Consider the following 17,173-nt stretch of genomic DNA (forward strand, 5'->3'; position numbering starts at 1 on the left):
TTACGGCCAAATTCGATCTATCCCGCGCCATTAAGCGGGATAGATCACCATCAACAATTACCTTACCCGAATCGTCGACGCGAGCGATTGCAACCCATCAATAACACCGGTTACTTTCTCGGCATCGGATTGAAGTTGACTTGAGGTTTCAACTGCGGTTTCCGAAATTTCCCGGATACGCAACAGGCTCTGGTTGATCTGCTCGGCCACTGAACTCTGCTGTTCTGTGGCCGAGGCTGTGGACGTATTGATATCCTTCAGGAACGAAACCTGACCCGAAATTTCGGAAAAGTCTTCACTCACAGAGCCACTCGCCGTCAATGTGGACTCAGCCTCGCTGCGACTCAACTCCATACTGGCGACAGCGCTCTCAACGCCCTGCTGCAATTGTGTGATCATTTGCTGAATCTCTACCGTTGAATCCTGAGTTCGGCTTGCCAAACCACGGACTTCATCCGCCACAACCGCAAATCCACGCCCGGCTTCACCGGCTCGGGCAGCTTCAATCGCCGCATTCAAGGCCAACAGGTTAGTTTGCTCGGAAATTCCCTCAATCACACTTACAATTGAACTGATCTTGTCGGCATTGGCTTTCAGTTGCTGGATGGTTTCCGTTCCGGAGTTAACCTCGTTAGACAGCTTAACAATAGAATCCCGGCTGGCATTCACGGATTGCATACCCCGCTGGGCCACGGATTCGGTTTGTTCGCTGGCGTCCATGGCCTGACGGGTTGTACCTGCAATTTCTTGAATCGATGCGCTCATTTCATTGACCGCGGTCGACAGCTGGTCAATCTCCATAAATTGCAGATCAGCCCCTTCTTTATTGGTAGTGGAAATACCATTCAAACTCGCAATTGACGTACTCAGCACAGTACAGGTATTCGAAATCTCGGCAAGCACAGCCTGCTGATGGCTGGCCATGGCATTCAGGGCGCTCGCAAGCTCGGCACATTCATCCCGCCCCTGAACATCAATTCGCGCAGAAAAATCACCTTCCGTTTGCTTGCGCAATACCCGAATGACCTCCCCCAGAGGATTTAGAATCGAGCTGCTGATCACAATCGCCAACAGGAATAACAGAACAATAATGCCGCCACTAACAAAGATCATTCGCATCACTGATGCATAAAACGCATCATTAATATCCGAGATATGCACCCCCGTGCCAATAACCCAGTCCCATGGACCAAACAAGTTCACATAAGACAGTTTGGCGAAGGATTCCTTGCTATTGGGGCTGGGCTTCCAGTCGTAATGCACAAAGCCCGCCTTATCCAATGAGTTTACAGCCTTCTGCATCACTTTCCAGTGATACTGGCCACTGGCATCCTGAGTGTTCGACATGTTCTTGCCGACAATCTGAGGCTTGACAGGATGCATCAACAAATTCAAGTCTCGGTCATTAATCCAGAAATACTGGTTATCCCCGTAACGTAAATCCTGAACCGCCTTCAGGGCTTGCCTCTTAGCTTCTGCTTCGCCCAACTCAGACGCCTGGCGATAATATTCCTGAACAAGGGACTTCGCGATATCGGTTAATTGAATCAAGCGGTTCTGGCGTTGCTCCAGAAGCTGGCCTCGCAACTCCGAAGCAGAGTAAAGCTGCACAAAAACCAAGCCAATCAGGGAAAAACCAACCAGCCACATCAGTCGGGCTCGAATCGATAAGTTATTCAGCATGCCATTCTCTCTTTAACGATCAACTTCCGCTGCCATCGCCAGCTTCACGCTGACAATCACAATAATCCGGGAACTAACACTCCAGTTTAGAGCATAAACAGGAAGCTGGCTGTTAGCCGATAGGCTAAATCTATACCTTAGTCGTAATATTAACGACATCTTCTATGCTTAGAATTCCAGTCATGCCCTGATTTGCGCTTTGATGCCTTGATTTGCAACATGATATAGAGTTAACTGCCCTCTTTTACACACGAAATGGCAGAGGTATATGATCCAAACAACTTGCACTAAACAACACATTTTAAAACTGATTACTTCAGCCAGCGTGATCTCTCTGGCCGCAATGAATTGTAGTGCCGCGACAACTGAGCACTATGAAAGCGGTTTACTGTCAAATGACGAGTTACAGCACTATTTGGGCGTCTCATTCGGTCACGCAAGCGTCGACAACGATAGCTTTGCTGGTGACTACAGCGTCAACTCGCTGGATCTTCGCTACGGTGTTGATATCCCGTCTTACTATATGGGTGTTGAATCCCGATTGGGCTGGGGTTCCAAAGACTGGTTGGGTGATCGACGCTTCGAAATGAAAAGCTATTTTTCCCTGTACGCGAAGCCACAAATATCAATTGGGCCTTTGAGTGTATACGGCTTACTGGGCGGCAGCATTGCCAAACTTACGGAAGATCGAGTGGTTTGCGGCATTAATAACCTAGGCCAAGAAATATGTCGCGCTGTCAGGAATAGCAGCCGGGAGCTGGGTTTCTCCTATGGTATTGGCACCGAGGTTGAAATTGGACAAATTGGTATTAATCTCGAATATACCGAAGTTCTGGATACCACGTCGTATGACATCAGCCGTCCCGCAATCGGGATAACATTTAATCTCGATATCTAAAGAAACAGGTCTTTAAAGAAACGAAGGAGCGATCCGATGGCATTTGCTTTGAGTTTGCATGTTCTGTCCGCAGTAATCTGGGTTGGTGGCATGTTTTTCGCCTATATGTGTCTGCGCCCGGTTGCGGCACAGCAACTGCCACCGGAAATGCGACTCCCGCTTTGGCTCGCAACATTTAATCGTTTCTTCCTGTGGGTGTGGCTCAGCGCCATAACCCTGCTGCTCACAGGCCATGCATTGATCGCCTTATACGGTGGCTTTAAAGCAATAGGAATGCATGTGCACATTATGATGGGGCTGGGCTATTTGATGTTTGCATTATTTGGCCACCTGTATTTTGCGCCCTTTCGGCGCATGAAACGCCTTGTTGGTGTTTCGGATTGGGCTGGTGCGGCACAACAGCTGAATAAAATTCGCATGATCGTGGCCATTAATCTCGGGCTGGGTCTCACTCTGGTACTGATTGCCAGCGGTGGGCGCCTATGGCATTGAACAGGCACGGGAAACAGGCAAGCTGAGGTATCGATTTCGTGACCCAGTGCAAGTTACTAGCAGTGACAGCTTCTCAAAAAAGCACTAATCTGAACAATAGGAGCTGAAATATGTGGCCAGCATATGCAAAATGCGTCATCCGGCAACTATGTCCAAAAAATAACAACAACAGTACAAACCATAACAATATTATAAACCCTTGCCGAAAGGCACTACTGCAGTCCTACACATTATGAGCAAACAAGAAGTTAGCCCTATCCGTCTTCTTATTGTGGATGATTCCGAAGAGGATGTAATGATTCTGGCCCGCCAACTCAGCCGGAAAGGACTACAGTTCGATTTCAGCCACATCGAATATCTTGAAGACCTGCAAAATGAGCTTGAACGCCAACCCTGGGATATCGTTCTGACCGATCATAAAATGGTGGGCTTTTCATCCGCAGAAGTCATCCATATTGTAAAAAGTCATAATGCCGATTTGCCGATTATTATTGTTTCAGGGCAAATTCCCGAGCAAACCGCCGTTGAGTCGATGCACCTTGGGGCGAAAGATTTTGTCATGAAAGACAATCTTGCCCGGTTGATCCCCGTTATCACCCGAGAGTCAGAGCAACACGAATCCCGAAAACTGCGCCAAAAGCTTGAGCAGGAGTACAGTTTTCTGCGCTACCACGATAACCTCACCAGCCTCATCAATCGCCAGGAATTTGAAAATAGCGTCGTTCAGGCTCTCAATCAGGCAAAAGACAGTCATGTCTCGACAATGCTGATGCTGCTGGATTTGGATCAATTCAAAGTAGTCAATGATACCTGTGGCCATATCGCAGGGGATGAGCTGCTGGTCAAAACCACCAAACTGCTTCAAGACGTACTCAATCAGGAAGAAATTCTGGCACGTATCGGTGGAGACGAATTCGGGATATTGTTGCAGAACCGCACAGCAGAACAAGCCTTCTCCGTCGCAGAACGCATTCGTCAAAAGATGAAAGAAGAAAGCTTTTTTTGGCAAAATCGCAAGTTCGAAGTATCCGTCAGCATCGGTATGGTGCAAATTGACCAAAATGCAGGCGATCATCAGGAGATCTTGAGTTGTGCCGACGTCGCTTGCCACGCAGCGAAAGATCGAGGTCGCGGTAACATCATCCTTTATTCCACCCAGGACGAAGAGTTTCTAAAACGCCGTAAAGAGATGCACTGGGCACCGGCAATCAAACAGGCAGCAGAAGAAAACCAGTTTGTTCTGCACCAACAGGCGATGATCAGTTTACAACACCCGGACACACCGCCTTTTTACGAGTTCCTGCTCCGTCTCATGCAACACGAGCGACAGGTTGCACCAGGTGAATTCATACCCGCTGCCGAGCGCTATAATTTGATGCCGGTTATTGACCGCTGGGTAGTCAAAAACGTGTTCCAGTATTTGCGTTCACGGGCGCTGCATCAAACCTACGGTCAATATTTTATTAACCTCTCCGGTTCTACGCTCAGCGATCGGGAGTTTTTCGAAGACATCAAGACAATGCAACGACACTTCGAAATTGATCCCGAAATCATTTGCTTCGAGATTACTGAAACTGCAGCGATTGACAACCTGTGCAATGCTGTAGGTTTCATCACCGAGATACGGCAACGAGGCTTCAAATTTGCTCTCGATGATTTTGGGGTTGGCTTGAGCTCATTCTCCTATTTAAAAATGATCCCAGTGGACTATTTGAAGATTGACGGCAGCTTTGTGCAAAACCTGCTGAGCAACAAAATCGACCGGGGCATTGTAGACGCCTGCAACCGAATCGCGCACGAAGCGGGACTGAAAACAGTAGCTGAGTTTGTCGAAAATGAAGAGACGCTGAATGCGCTGAAAGAAATTGATATCGACTTTGCCCAAGGGTTCGGAATCTCGAAGCCAGGTCCACTTCCTGAATAATCAAAATAGATCCAGTTGATCACCCGCAATCTGCTGAAAGCTACTCTGCATAAAGTGCAAGATGCCATCCGCAATGGGAATCAACTGTCGCTCAATGTATAGATCATAGTCCAGTATTGATTTCTGGAATTCCAAAGGCTCTGGCCCCGAAATTGTTAACACATACTGAATCCACCCGCCTCGGCGATAACGCAACGGCAAGCCTTTTTCTGCCCGTATCTGATCTGCTTTTCGGGCGGCCTGGACATGAGGTGGTATATTTTTCTGGTATTCCTGAAGCGGACGCCGGATTCGTTTCCTGAAGTACAGCTCCGCATCTTTTTCCCCAGCCCTGACAGCCACAACAAGGTCGCGAATATAGCCCTCGTAAGGTTCTCCGGCAAATATCCGTCGGTAGAGTTCCTTTTGAAATTGTCGCGCTAACGGTGTCCAATCCGTACGTACGGTTTCCAGGCCTTTAAATACCATTTCCGACCGGCCATCAGGCTCGTACTGCAATCCAGCGTAGCGCTTCTTGCTGCCCGTGTCCGAACCACGAATAGTCGGCATCACAAATTGTTGGAAGTAGGTTTCAAACTCAATTTCCAAATAACTGCGCACGCCATAGCGGTCTGACAGGTACTCGGCCCAGGCGGAATTCAAATAACCGGCAAGACGTTCCCCTTCCGCAAAAACCTGTTCCGGCTTTAGTTCACCGTGATTATCCGCTTCCACCTCCGGGGATGCCCCTGGCTTCAACCAGACAAATACCGAATCGGTATCACCGTAAATCACATCATGGCCCAGCGTTTCAATCCATACCCGGGTCTGGGATAACACTTGATGGCCACGTAACGTAATGGAGCTTGGCAAGCGATAATCAAAAAACCGGCAGCCCGGTGTTCCCAATACGCCATAAAATGAATTCATCAAAATCTTAATGGCCTGTGACATGGCACTGTTGGCAGATTGTTTTGCTTTATCACGGGCCCGCCATAACTCGCCGATGATGTCCGGTAGCAAGGCACTTTCCTGATCAAAAACAGCGCCATTAAAGCCCGGCACAGCAGTATCACGCTCCCAAATTGCAGTTTCTTCAGGATCTCGAACCCGATCCGGAGGCAATGGCAAGCCCAGCCGTTCTGCCTGATTCCGTGCCCGCTTGGCGCCCTGAATACGTGCCAGCGGATCGATCTTAAAGGTTCGAATAATGCTGGGATACAGGCTTTTGAAATCGAGTACCAGCACATTCCGGTATAGACCTGGGCGAGAGTCCATGACATATCCGCCTGGACTACCCACTCCCTCTGGATTTTGTGGTACAGCAGGCGCGACAAATCCCTTGCGGTGCAGGCGTGGCAGATAATGGTGATCAAATGCCGCGACAGAACCGCCAAACCGATCCATCACCAATCCCGTGCGATGAGCCCTTTCTACTGCAAAGGCGATTAATTGTAATTGCGCGAAGATATCCTGTACCAGTTGACAATCTTCCAGGTTATATGCCGCCAGTGCTTCTGGCTCTTCGCGAAACAAGCGGGTAATTTCTTCCCCTCTATCATCCACATGATCAATCAATTTGCCACGCTGCAACACCGCGTTAGCCACAAACTGCAGCGAAAAGCTCTCAAAATTGTAGGTCGCAGATTTCAAGGTATCGATGCCGTCAAGAACCAGGCGGCCGGGAATCGTCAGGGTATAATGCTCTGCATCATCTCTTGACTGCCGCCAATCGATTTTGGCCCCGCCACGGCCCATCAGCAATGGGTATCCCAGGGTATCCGCTTTCCGCTGGAGCACACGCAAATCGAAATTGATAACGTTCCAGCCGATGAGTATATCCGGGTCAAGATCGTTCAGCGCACGGATAAAATGCTCCAGCAATGACAATTCAGAATCAACCCACATGATTGGAGACCCAGAGCACTGCCCCACGTTTTCCGGGTGAAGAACCACAACGGTTTTATCAATATCTCGAGGTCTGGCACCAGACTGCTCAGGGTAAACATCCGTCACCACCCAGGCGATAGAGTACAACGCGGTAGCGTCCATCGAGGTTTCAATATCGAGGGATAAAACACGAAATTTGGGAACATAATGCTCTGGTTTGAGTTGGGGATTATCCCAGAGGGTTACTTCACCGTTGCGAACAGGATTTCCGCACAGGCTCACAGAGCTTGAGATAAACCGCTCCATCAAATAACGATCTGTCGGCTGGATATCCGCTTCCAGGGGAACCTGTCCTGCTTTGCTCAGGGCATCCCGAGCCCGGTACAGACTGTACTGGGAGCGGAAATAAACGCCTGCTACGGGTTGGAACAGAAAATCAACGAGTTCCAGTGGTTTGATCCACCAGTTTGAATGGGGAAACCCTGGTGTACCCATAAGCCGGGTAAGGATGTCTTCAACGGCAGGTTGTTGAGAAAGGGGGACAAAAAACACCGGAAACTGTGCCCCGATACGGACACATTCCGGGCCATTTGGTGTAAGCAACCAGAACGTCAATTCTACTGCACGTTCCGGATGCTCCTGGTCTTGCCATTGCCGGGTCAGCAGAAAACCGCGACTACTCACCCTGTTTTGCACTGCTGACTTGACCCTTGTTAAAGGCGTATTAAGTCGTGATTCACAGGAATCAGAGCTTACTACAGAAATACGCGACGAAACGTTGTCGCCCCTCGACCACTTCATCCTCCGGGACGATGACATTTGCCCCCATCTCTGCCGCTTCATTGCGTGCCAGGATGGCCAGTTCCTCTTTTACTTTATCTTCATTCCGCTCGATAAAACCATATTTATTCACACCGCTTGCGGTAATCATACCGACTTTTTTGCAGTCTCCAATTTCAGCTTCGTGCCCCAGATGAACCTGCTCACCCTCCGGTGTGGTTTCCACCCAAGCACATCCCGGCAGCACAGCAAACAAGCTTACAAACAGCATTCCCAGTGTCAATTTCATCTTCACATCCTGTTCGTTAGTAACTCAAGTGGACTCATCTTACCACATTAGATCATCCGGAATTTGGTAATCCGCATAAGGATCATCTTCATCCACTTCTTCCTGACTATCTTGCTGATTCAACAATACAATCGCATCCGCATTACGCTGTAAAATTTTCTCTGCAGCACCTTTGGGAATCAGTTCATAGAGTTCTTCAAGGCGGGCGATGGCGATTTGTCCCTTGGCCAAAGCGTTCTGTTGCGCTTCGGTTACATAAATCTTTTTAATTTTGGTGCCATCCGTAAACTGATAACCCACTTCGCCATCATTACGGGCGATGCGATTCATCTCGATAATCTGTTTGACCTGTGCCTGAAGCGAGCGGAGTTCGGCCTCCACCTGCAATTGACGATTCTTTTCTCTATCTTTTTCCGCTTTCTCTTCGCGGGCTTTCTGTGTCGCCAGCTTCACCTCATCGACACCTTCATGTCCTCTGGGGGTCTGCTTTTTCTGCTTGCGTTTCTGCTGTTTGATTTGTTTTGCTTTTTTTTGATCTACGAGACCAGCTTGCAGCAGTTGTTCCTGTAGCGTTTTAGCCATTTCCACACCTTTACACCTGCCTCCAGATTAACGACTGGCTTTCGTCGAACCTGTATAGCAGTAACTAACTATGGGTAACAATTCGAGGTAACAATAAATCTCAGGATGCTAGTGTATCAGGCGATCAAGCCCGCATTAAGCTTTTTTTAGCTCTGTGCCGTTGACGCAAAAGACTGGGCGTCATGCAGTTTCTGCACAAGCTTGGATAACGTCATCGCCTGACCAAAAAAGAACCCCTGAGCTGATTCGCAGCCTAACTGCTGTAGAAAACTCACTTGCTGATCATCTTCTACGCCCACAGCGGAAAGTTGCAGCCCCATCCTCTGTGCCACACTTTGCATGGCGCTAACCAGTTGTTCATTTTCAGTCCGGCTAAGCCGGGGCTGTAAAAGTTCTCGCGTAATATTCAGGGAACGGATGGGTAAGGCTTTTAATTCGGACATGGCCAGTGATTGGCCATTGCCAAAATTATCAATAACGATCAATACACCACATTTACTTAGTTTGTGCAGAACAGGGGTGATACGGTTAAAATTCTCCCGCAGTTGATGCTCAGGAATTTCCAATGCCAGTTTTCCACCAAGGTCAGGATTCCGGGAAAAAATCTGTTCAACCTGAGCCAAAAAAGCGTCTCCGTAGTCTGGCAAACAGGCAACATTGATGGCAACAAGCAGTCGACCAAACCCTTCCCGTTGTAAAAATCGTATTGCATCTACTGATTGATTGAGCACCCAGCGATCAACTTCCAATGCCAGAGGTGAATGACTTAGATGGGGTAAAAAGTCCTCCGGAAACAACATGCCTTTATTCGGATGGGTCCAGCGAACCAGACCCTCGACCAGCGTCATGGACATCGTGGTCAGATCAACTCGGGGTTGAAAGCGCAATTCCAATTGATCTTCAGCCAACGCCGTAGACAGCTCGTTCAACAAAGCCTGCTGTCCATCCCCATTCGTCGAACGCGAGCCGGTGTAAACCTGAATGGCTGAATTGCCTGTTTTCGCCATCTGCAAGGCCTTGTCGGCCTGATTCAACAGTTCATCCCTTTGACTGACACCGTACTCAAGGAGTCGAATGCCAATACTGACAGAAGCCTGCATCCCTTCGGGGAATCCCGCCAAGGGCGCATTGAGCACGTCCAATAGCCCCGTTGCCGCTGACCTGACATCCTGAATATTGTGAATACCACCGAGCAATACAGCGAATTCATCTCCGGCAAATCGCGCGGTACTCTCACTTTTGGGGAAATGTTCCTGAATGCGCCCGGCCATCGCGCGAATCAGCTGATCACCAATACTATACCCGTAGCGGTAATTGATATCTCTCAATCGTTCAATATCAATCAGCAACAGTGCATGCCGCCCACCCGTTCGAGCACCAGACGCCAACAACTTTTCAAGCTTGAGTATAAACAAGCCTCGACTGTCCAGCCCTGTTGCAACATCGGTAATGGCCTGCTTATCCCGTTCAAAACGTTTAACTCGACGCTCCGTGACATTCTCGCAGACGATAACATAATTACGGATATCAGACGCCTGCTCCGGGAAACTATCTGGAGCAGGAAAATTGCTATTTACGTCTGATTCAGCCCCCCCTTTATCTACACTATCCGGGTCAGCATCAATTTCTGCACTTTCTGAGCGCTGCCCGCTATCCGCTTTTTTAAGATTTCGAACCGGTACAACCTGAACCTGGAGCCACACCTCTTCCTGGTCATCATTTAGACAACAGACATCAACCTTTGCGGATTTATCAATATTCGGACGTGTCTTGCCCACATCAAAACCCGGTATTGGCAACGTCGAATTTAAAACCGATACGGGTTTATCCAGCAATTGATCAAGGCTGTAGCGCGTTTGGGCACAAAATGTGGGATTGGCATAGACCACCCGCCCCTGCCAGTCCGCAACGAGAATGCCGGAACTGGAAACCCCTATGGCGGTGTCATAAAGCTTGAGGTACCACTCTTTCCTTTCTCGCTCCGTCGCCTCATTCGACAATTCCTGATGAAGCGCAACCATGGTTTTATCACGTTCAGAGATGCGATACTCCAACAGCCCATTGCGTAATTTTTGCTCACGATATTGTTCACGCAACTGGTTGAGATGCTTACCCATTTCAGCGATATCATCCTGGAATTTTTCAGTTTGAGCTTGCACTGCGCGCTTCAGGGCTTCTTTATAGACGAACCAGAGAATGAGCAACACCAGGCAAACAACTGACGCAATAACTACACCGGCCAGAAGTTTTTGCAGCCAGATAATCCGGTCATTTTGTTCCGGATCGTAGAGAAACCCCTCAATCGAAGGCCGCTCTGATTCAGGGATACGTAACACGTCTGCAACCAGTTCTGCCAAGACCTCCCAACGCCCAGGATTCATATAACCCAATGTGGTCATATCCGGCACGACTGCCTTTTGCAGCTCGCTTACCTCATACTCCAAATCATCCCGTTCAGCGTTAACCCGATAGTCAGTCAGGATTAACGCTACCATATCCTGGGGATGCTCCAGAGCATAACGCCAACCTTTAAGCGTCGCTTCGCGAAAGCGCTGAACCTGCTCAGGCATCCCTTTAGCCCGGCGCGCGTGGGTAAACAAGGTGTTACCGTAAAAGTCCAGTCCATAATCCTGCAACGAAATTTCCTGGTACTCAATATTCAGGTCCTGCAACATCCCGGGCAATGCGCTGCGATCTGCCACAATCGCATCAGCATTTCCCTGGAGCAGATCCTGTATCATCGTTTCGGAAAGTCGATAATCTACCTGTGAACTGACAACCCCCTCGCTGACCAGTAACGCTTCCAGTAATAGACCTGATGCACGGGAGTCATAACGGACTTGCTTGCCAAGCAGATCATGGGGTGTCTGAATCGCGGCCTTATCGAGGCTAAATACCGATTGTTGAGCGTGCTGATTCAGGACTGCGAGGGCGAGCAGAGGCGCGCCATTGAGATAAGCACTGAGAATATCCGCTTCAGCTACACCGTAGTCGGACCAGCCATTGCTGACTTCATTAATCGGGTTAACTCCGGGGCCGCCCTCTTTCAGAATCACGCTCAAACCGGCACGTTCATAATAACCTTGTGCGATAGCTGCATAAAAAGCGGAATACCGAAACTGATGCAAACCGGCCAACTGTACGGTCACCACCGTATTGGATCCTTCTTGCAAACTTAACTGTGCCCATGAACTCATCGGCAGCAGGCAGCACAGAACGAATCCGGCCAAACGCCGTAACACACCCAATACGCCAGATTTATGTGCCAATACCACCCGATTCTCCATAACGAACATCAACCCCTCGCCCCCTGACCTTGCGCGCAATCAGGGTAAATAACGCGATGAGTCGAAACCACTTGTCTAGATTTCTTAAACATTTTAGCCGATCCCTTTGCAATCTGCAGACCGGAGACTAACTTCATTAAACACACACTCACTGCACAATCAGGAGTATTTATGATATCTCAACCCGAGCCCCCACCTCAAAGCAGTTCCAGTCAGGAATCCGACCCGAGCGGGGAGCATGCGAAGCAACCGCCCCCACCTGCACCAATGAGTTTCTGGCAAACCATGGTCAGCGTGGTTCACGCCATGATTGGTGTACAGAGCCGGAAAGGTGCAGAAGAAAGCTGGCAACAGGGTAGTGCTGCAAAATTCATCATTGCCGGAATCATTTTTATTTTAGGTTTCATACTCATGTTAATGTTGATTGTGAAGCTGGTATTAGCCTCCTGAGCGCAAGCGAGCACCACAACCAAAATACGTGACACAGATCACAAAATATTTGAGAACAGTTTCTCACACAAACGCTCATTACCCTGCTTACAAAATGGCCTAATCTTGACCACTTGATCATATTTTAAGAGATATTAAGCCGCTTCCAAAATAATACCAAGAGGAAAAGCAGAATATGGCACTGGCCTGTGAACGCATTTGACTAAGGCTCCCGGGGCTTTAATCCTATTGTCATAGTCCCCCCGTTTAATACTGAATACTCAAAAAATTTCAGGAAACGGACATGACCAAGACTCTTCGAACATTGCCCCTGCTTTTAGCATCGGCCATTGCTGCCACTGCGCAGGCAGACTGTAATAGTGACGGATTTGACAACCAGCAAAATACCGTAATCAACGCGTACATGGCGTACTATGGACGTACGCCCGACGTCGCGGGGCTCAGCTTCTGGAGCGAGAGTCTGGCAGCAAGTAATGGTGACTTAGCTGCCATTATCCAGGACTTCGGTAATTCCGAAGAGTTTACCCGGAACTTTGGCACACTGGACGATGAAACACTGATTAACAACCTGTACCAACAGGCATTTGGTCGTGATGCAGAATCTGATGGTCTGGCGTTTTACCGTAATGAACTGGCCACTGGCGCGATGACGCTGCAAGATATTGCACTGGCCATTCTGACCGGAGCTCAAAACGAGGATCTGCAAACCGTCAGCAACCGTCGTGCTGCCGCACAACACTATCTGAACGCTGCAGTATCAGCAGATATCGAATTACCTGAGCAACGTTTACAAGGCCTGCTGGGCGATATCACGACCCAAGCCGGGACAGTCACCTCAGCCTGCGACAACATTACCGCACTGGTTGACAAAACCGTGAATGACGGGATGTCACTCACCGTTCTGCATATGAATGACCACCATTCACATTTGCCCGCTGAGGATTTCGACCTCGACGTGTCTGGCCTGGGATTGAGCACCACAACGGAAGCAGGTGAAGTCGTCAATGAAATTACATTGAACTACGGCGGCTTCCCGATGATGGTCAATCTGTTTGATATGCTTAGCAATGCGAACGACAACGTCTTGAAGATCCACGCTGGTGATGCCATCACCGGTACACTTTACTACACACTCTTCAATGGCGCCGCAGATGCGGAGATGATGAATCAAATCTGCTTCGATGCATTCGCATTGGGCAACCATGAATTTGACGGCGGTGACAGTGGTCTGGCGGCATTCCTCGATGAATTGAATAAAGGCGACTGCCAGACGCCAACACTCGCCGCCAACGTCGTTCCCGGGGCGAACTCTGCAATCCGCGAAGGCTACATCCAGCCTTACGTAATCAAAGAAGTGAACGGTCAACAAATTGGCCTGATTGGTATCGACATCGCACAAAAAACCAAAGAATCTTCCCGCCCGGATGCCGATACAGCGTTTCTCGATGAAGCGGAAACCTCGCAAAAATACATCGATGAACTCACTGCGATGGGTGTAGACAAAATTGTTCTGATTACCCATTACCAATACCAGAACGATATCGCATTGGCAGAAAGTCTGTCGGGTGTTGACGTTATCGTAGGTGGTGATTCTCACACCTTACTGGGTGACGAAACGTTTTCTGCGCTGGGCTTCAATCCCGTGGGCGACTACCCAACCGTTACCACCAATAAAGATGGCGAAACAGTATGTATCGTCCAGGCGTGGGAATATGCCCATATCATGGGTAAGCTGGACGTAACGTTTGACGGTATAGGTCGGGTGCAATCCTGTGGCGGCCACCCTTACATGCCAATCGAAGCCCAATACAGCTACGAACATTCCGACAGTGAAAACAGAATGCTCGAAGGGCAGGACATGGAGCTGGTGTCTGCTGCTCTGACCGCACATGACGAGATTATGCTGGTCACGCCAAATGCGGATACCAGTGCTTTGATTGCCGGTTACGACAACGAAGTGGATGTATTGAAGCAAACCGTGATCGGCTCTGTAGCAGATAACTTGTGTCTGGAACGCTTTCCCGGCCAGGCACGCTCTTCTCTGTGTGACGCACAAGCAACTTATGCCAATGGCAGTGATATTTCAAACGTCGTTGCGAAGGCATTTATGACGGTCACCCCAACAGCGGATATCGCAATCCAGAATGGCGGTGGTGTTCGTGTTGACGTAGCTGCAGGCGACTACACCATCGCCGATGCATTCACCTTGCTGCCTTTCTCCAACACGCTGGTGACTCTGGACATGACCGGCCAACAAATCGTGGATGTTCTGGAGGACGCCCTGGCTAATACCCTGGATAATGGCGGTTCAAGCGGATCTTATCCTTATGCTTCCGGTTTGCGCTACAACGTGGACGCCTCCCAGACTCAGGGCAACCGTATATCGAATGTTGAAGTGAACCCCCGGGTTGAGAGTGACTGGCAAGCTATCAACTTGACTGCCACTTACACCGTTGTCACCAATGACTTTATTGCATCAGGTCAGGATGGTTATGACACCTTCGGTACGGTTTTCTCGGCCGGCCTGTTCGTGGACACCTTTACGGAATACGCGCAAGGATTTGTCGATTATGTGCAACGCCTGAATGCGGAAGGCGCATCTGTCACCAAATTACCTATCGCCGAATACTCAACGCAACGTTACATTGGTACCGATGGTTGTGATCACTCATTGCAATCGGACTGCGAAGGCTTTTAATGCCCTTCAACTCACCTCCCTGAAAAATAAACGGGCCTCCGTGCCCTCATAACGCAAGGCTCAAACAATGTAAGCCAGGGAACGGCTGAGAACTGAAATCGGCGACTGCAATGGTCGCCGCTTTTCCAGACTGTTGGAGTTTGGTAAAGAATTGTGACATACGTCACTTAGTAATATCTCTATAACATTTCCCCGATATAAATCTGCACGTAAAGGCAAAATGCCGCCCCGTATCTAATACACTGAATTTTATGGACTTTAGTGTTCACTTTTCGTCCAACGGAGTACCGTCAAAGTGGAAAAATCAACCCCGAACCCAATCAACGTGGAGCTGTTCTGGCGTTTGAAAAAACGTATCGAAGAGCTCCACATCGAAAACATCAAGCTGGTTCAGTTCAAAATGTTACTCGACAACACGGAGTATCGAGAACACGTCATCGAGCAAGCCAAACTCTCCACAGACCCTGAGTTGCTCGAGATTATTCGAGAGATTGAAAAAAACGATGGTAAAGTCGGTCGCGCACGCACAACTTCAGCAGCCAGCGGACCGCAACCAATCCCGCAGAGCCGTATCTACAAACAGCTTTTTTACGGCCTGGCATCCATATTTCTCGTGGTACTGGGCACAACAGGTTTTATTAATCTGTTCGAACATAGACCCGTGCATATTTCCCAGGACATTAGCAGTGACCAAACCTGGACCCGTGGCGAGGTGTATATTCTCGATAAACTGATTTATGTCCGTGATGGTGCCAAACTGACTATCGAACCCGGTGTAACGATTCAAGGCAAAAACGGATCTGCTTTGATCGTAACTCAGCATTCCAGCTTGCACGCCAAAGGTACCGCCGAAGCTCCCATTGTGTTCACCAGTGCCCAAGCCTTGGGTAAACGCCAACCCGGTGATTGGGGTGGCTTGGTTCTCCTTGGCCAGGCACCCGTAAATTCAGGTAAACCCACAATCGAAGGCGTTGCCGAAAACGATCAAAGCGGTTTGTTCGGTGGCGATAATCCAGATCACAGCTGTGGTGTGATGGAATATGTGCGCATTGAGTTCGCCGGTTATGAAGTTTACGCAAACAATGAGCTCAATGGCCTGACACTGGGCGGGTGCGGTGCCAACACCATCATCCGCAATGTACAGGTACACCGTGCGTTAGATGATGGCATCGAAGTATTTGGTGGCACTGTTGATCTCAAGAATATTGTTATCACCGGTGCCGGTGACGATGGTCTGGATTGGGATATGGGCTGGCAAGGCCGGGTACAGTTTCTGGTCGTTCAACAATATGCCGACACCGGAGACAATGCCTTTGAAGGGGATAACAATAAAAAAGAACACAACGCGCAACCACGCTCCAATCCTACGTTCTACAATGTTACCCTGGCATCATCCGGCACATCCGGAAAGGCCCACCGAGGCATACTGGTGCGCCATGGCAGTGGCGGTTATTTCCACAACATGCTGATTAGTGGTTTCAGTAAGGAAGCGGTTGATTTCCGCGATGAAATTGACGCGGTTCTGGGTGAAAATGCACTCGATTTCAGCCACAACATTGTTTCTCAATCGGGGCCATCTGGACTGGCTTTCCCTGAAAGTGAAGCCAAGGATAATGACTATGGCTTCGATGAAAAGGCATACGTGAAACTGCCTGAGAAGCTCAATACCATTACCCTGCAAGGCTTTTTGACGCTTGCCGCGAAAGATCAATTTGAACCCAGGTTCGCACCACCGCTGAGCCATGACTCATTCAAGCAGGTGAAACCTATTCCTCAGGGTGATTTCTGGGATGAGTCTGCTCAATACCCCGGTGCCTTGCCCTCGGGGTCCGGAAAAACCTGGCTGGATGGTTGGACTGCTTATCCGGAGAAATAGGTGACTCTGTGCACAAAACATATCCGCTGACGTGAAAATCATCAAAACTTACAAGTGTAAGCTCATGTCAGCCCTTTATACTTCAGCCAATCACGTAGTGCACTGTAGTTCTCCCATGACCGGGCTCACCTGTGAACGGGTTTATCCCTGCAAGAGGCGCCTTCAATGGAGGCGTGCTTGCAGCACTACGTGCTCCGAAAAGGTCTTGCCTGTTTTAGGCTCGCAGCAATTGTTCCCATCAATTTCTGCGAGCGTTTTTTAACCGTACCGCGCTCTGCCAACCAGCCCGTTATCGAGTCAACAATGGTACTCCGACACATAGGATTATGTATAGATTACCCGTTA

At 49.2% G+C, this 17,173-nt stretch carries 11 protein-coding genes; 6 read left to right on the top strand and 5 right to left on the bottom strand.

The window, feature by feature from the left end:
- Positions 1-57 precede the first annotated feature (57 nt).
- Positions 58-1,683: a methyl-accepting chemotaxis protein gene (locus tag OLMES_RS24325; protein WP_087463634.1), complete on the bottom strand. Its 1,626-nt coding sequence runs from the start codon at positions 1,681-1,683 to the stop codon at positions 58-60.
- 268 nt (positions 1,684-1,951) lie between these two features.
- Here OLMES_RS24325 and OLMES_RS24330 point away from each other — a divergent pair, with 268 nt between their 5' ends.
- From OLMES_RS24330 to OLMES_RS24340, 3 genes are all read left to right on the top strand, one after another.
- Positions 1,952-2,581, top strand: coding sequence for an outer membrane beta-barrel protein (locus tag OLMES_RS24330; protein ID WP_087463635.1), 630 nt, complete (start codon positions 1,952-1,954; stop codon positions 2,579-2,581).
- Between the two features lie 36 nt (positions 2,582-2,617).
- Positions 2,618-3,073: a CopD family protein gene (locus OLMES_RS24335; RefSeq protein ID WP_087463636.1), complete on the top strand. Its 456-nt coding sequence runs from the start codon at positions 2,618-2,620 to the stop codon at positions 3,071-3,073.
- Between the two features lie 232 nt (positions 3,074-3,305).
- A complete protein-coding gene (locus tag OLMES_RS24340; protein WP_087463637.1) occupies positions 3,306-4,997 on the top strand; it encodes a GGDEF domain-containing response regulator in 1,692 nt (563 codons plus the stop codon).
- On the opposite strand, the gene OLMES_RS24345 is transcribed toward OLMES_RS24340, so the two are convergent.
- The 4 genes from OLMES_RS24345 to OLMES_RS24360 form a co-directional block, all read right to left on the bottom strand.
- A complete protein-coding gene (locus tag OLMES_RS24345; protein ID WP_198343114.1) occupies positions 4,998-7,550 on the bottom strand; it encodes a DNA polymerase II in 2,553 nt (850 codons plus the stop codon).
- 61 nt (positions 7,551-7,611) lie between these two features.
- The gene (locus tag OLMES_RS24350) at positions 7,612-7,935 is read right to left on the bottom strand and encodes a DUF4156 domain-containing protein (protein WP_087463639.1); all 324 of its coding nucleotides are present in this window, start codon (positions 7,933-7,935) and stop codon (positions 7,612-7,614) included.
- A 39-nt stretch (positions 7,936-7,974) separates the two neighbouring features.
- Positions 7,975-8,517: a DUF2058 domain-containing protein gene (locus OLMES_RS24355; RefSeq protein WP_087463640.1), complete on the bottom strand. Its 543-nt coding sequence runs from the start codon at positions 8,515-8,517 to the stop codon at positions 7,975-7,977.
- A 146-nt stretch (positions 8,518-8,663) separates the two neighbouring features.
- Positions 8,664-11,813 carry an EAL domain-containing protein gene (locus OLMES_RS24360; RefSeq protein WP_087463641.1) on the bottom strand — a complete coding sequence of 1,050 codons (3,150 nt, stop codon included), beginning with the start codon at positions 11,811-11,813 and terminating at the stop codon, positions 8,664-8,666.
- A gap of 162 nt (positions 11,814-11,975) precedes the next feature.
- Between OLMES_RS24360 and OLMES_RS24365 the strand changes: the two genes are divergently transcribed.
- From OLMES_RS24365 to OLMES_RS24375, 3 genes are all read left to right on the top strand, one after another.
- On the top strand, positions 11,976-12,254 hold the full coding sequence (locus tag OLMES_RS24365; protein WP_087463642.1) for a DUF2970 domain-containing protein: 279 nt from the start codon (positions 11,976-11,978) through the stop codon (positions 12,252-12,254).
- 283 nt (positions 12,255-12,537) lie between these two features.
- The gene (locus OLMES_RS24370; RefSeq protein ID WP_087463643.1) at positions 12,538-14,952 is read left to right on the top strand and encodes a 5'-nucleotidase C-terminal domain-containing protein; all 2,415 of its coding nucleotides are present in this window, start codon (positions 12,538-12,540) and stop codon (positions 14,950-14,952) included.
- A gap of 295 nt (positions 14,953-15,247) precedes the next feature.
- On the top strand, positions 15,248-16,828 hold the full coding sequence (locus OLMES_RS24375) for a BTB/POZ domain-containing protein (RefSeq protein WP_087463644.1): 1,581 nt from the start codon (positions 15,248-15,250) through the stop codon (positions 16,826-16,828).
- The last annotated feature ends 345 nt before the right edge of the window (positions 16,829-17,173 follow it).

Origin of the sequence: Oleiphilus messinensis, from assembly GCF_002162375.1 — a bacterium.
In the GTDB taxonomy this organism is placed as follows: Bacteria; Pseudomonadota; Gammaproteobacteria; order Pseudomonadales; family Oleiphilaceae; genus Oleiphilus; species Oleiphilus messinensis.

What these genes read in the sequence shown, in the direction of transcription:
- OLMES_RS24325 (WP_087463634.1), bottom strand. Translation starts at nt 1,683, where the DNA reads ATGCTGAATAACTTATCGATTCGAGCCCGACTGATGTGGCTGGTTGGT.
- OLMES_RS24330 (WP_087463635.1), top strand. Translation starts at nt 1,952, where the DNA reads ATGATCCAAACAACTTGCACTAAACAACACATTTTAAAACTGATTACT.
- OLMES_RS24335 (WP_087463636.1), top strand. Translation starts at nt 2,618, where the DNA reads ATGGCATTTGCTTTGAGTTTGCATGTTCTGTCCGCAGTAATCTGGGTT.
- OLMES_RS24340 (WP_087463637.1), top strand. Translation starts at nt 3,306, where the DNA reads ATGAGCAAACAAGAAGTTAGCCCTATCCGTCTTCTTATTGTGGATGAT.
- OLMES_RS24350 (WP_087463639.1), bottom strand. Translation starts at nt 7,935, where the DNA reads ATGAAATTGACACTGGGAATGCTGTTTGTAAGCTTGTTTGCTGTGCTG.
- OLMES_RS24355 (WP_087463640.1), bottom strand. Translation starts at nt 8,517, where the DNA reads ATGGCTAAAACGCTACAGGAACAACTGCTGCAAGCTGGTCTCGTAGAT.
- OLMES_RS24360 (WP_087463641.1), bottom strand. Translation starts at nt 11,813, where the DNA reads ATGTTCGTTATGGAGAATCGGGTGGTATTGGCACATAAATCTGGCGTA.
- OLMES_RS24365 (WP_087463642.1), top strand. Translation starts at nt 11,976, where the DNA reads ATGATATCTCAACCCGAGCCCCCACCTCAAAGCAGTTCCAGTCAGGAA.
- OLMES_RS24370 (WP_087463643.1), top strand. Translation starts at nt 12,538, where the DNA reads ATGACCAAGACTCTTCGAACATTGCCCCTGCTTTTAGCATCGGCCATT.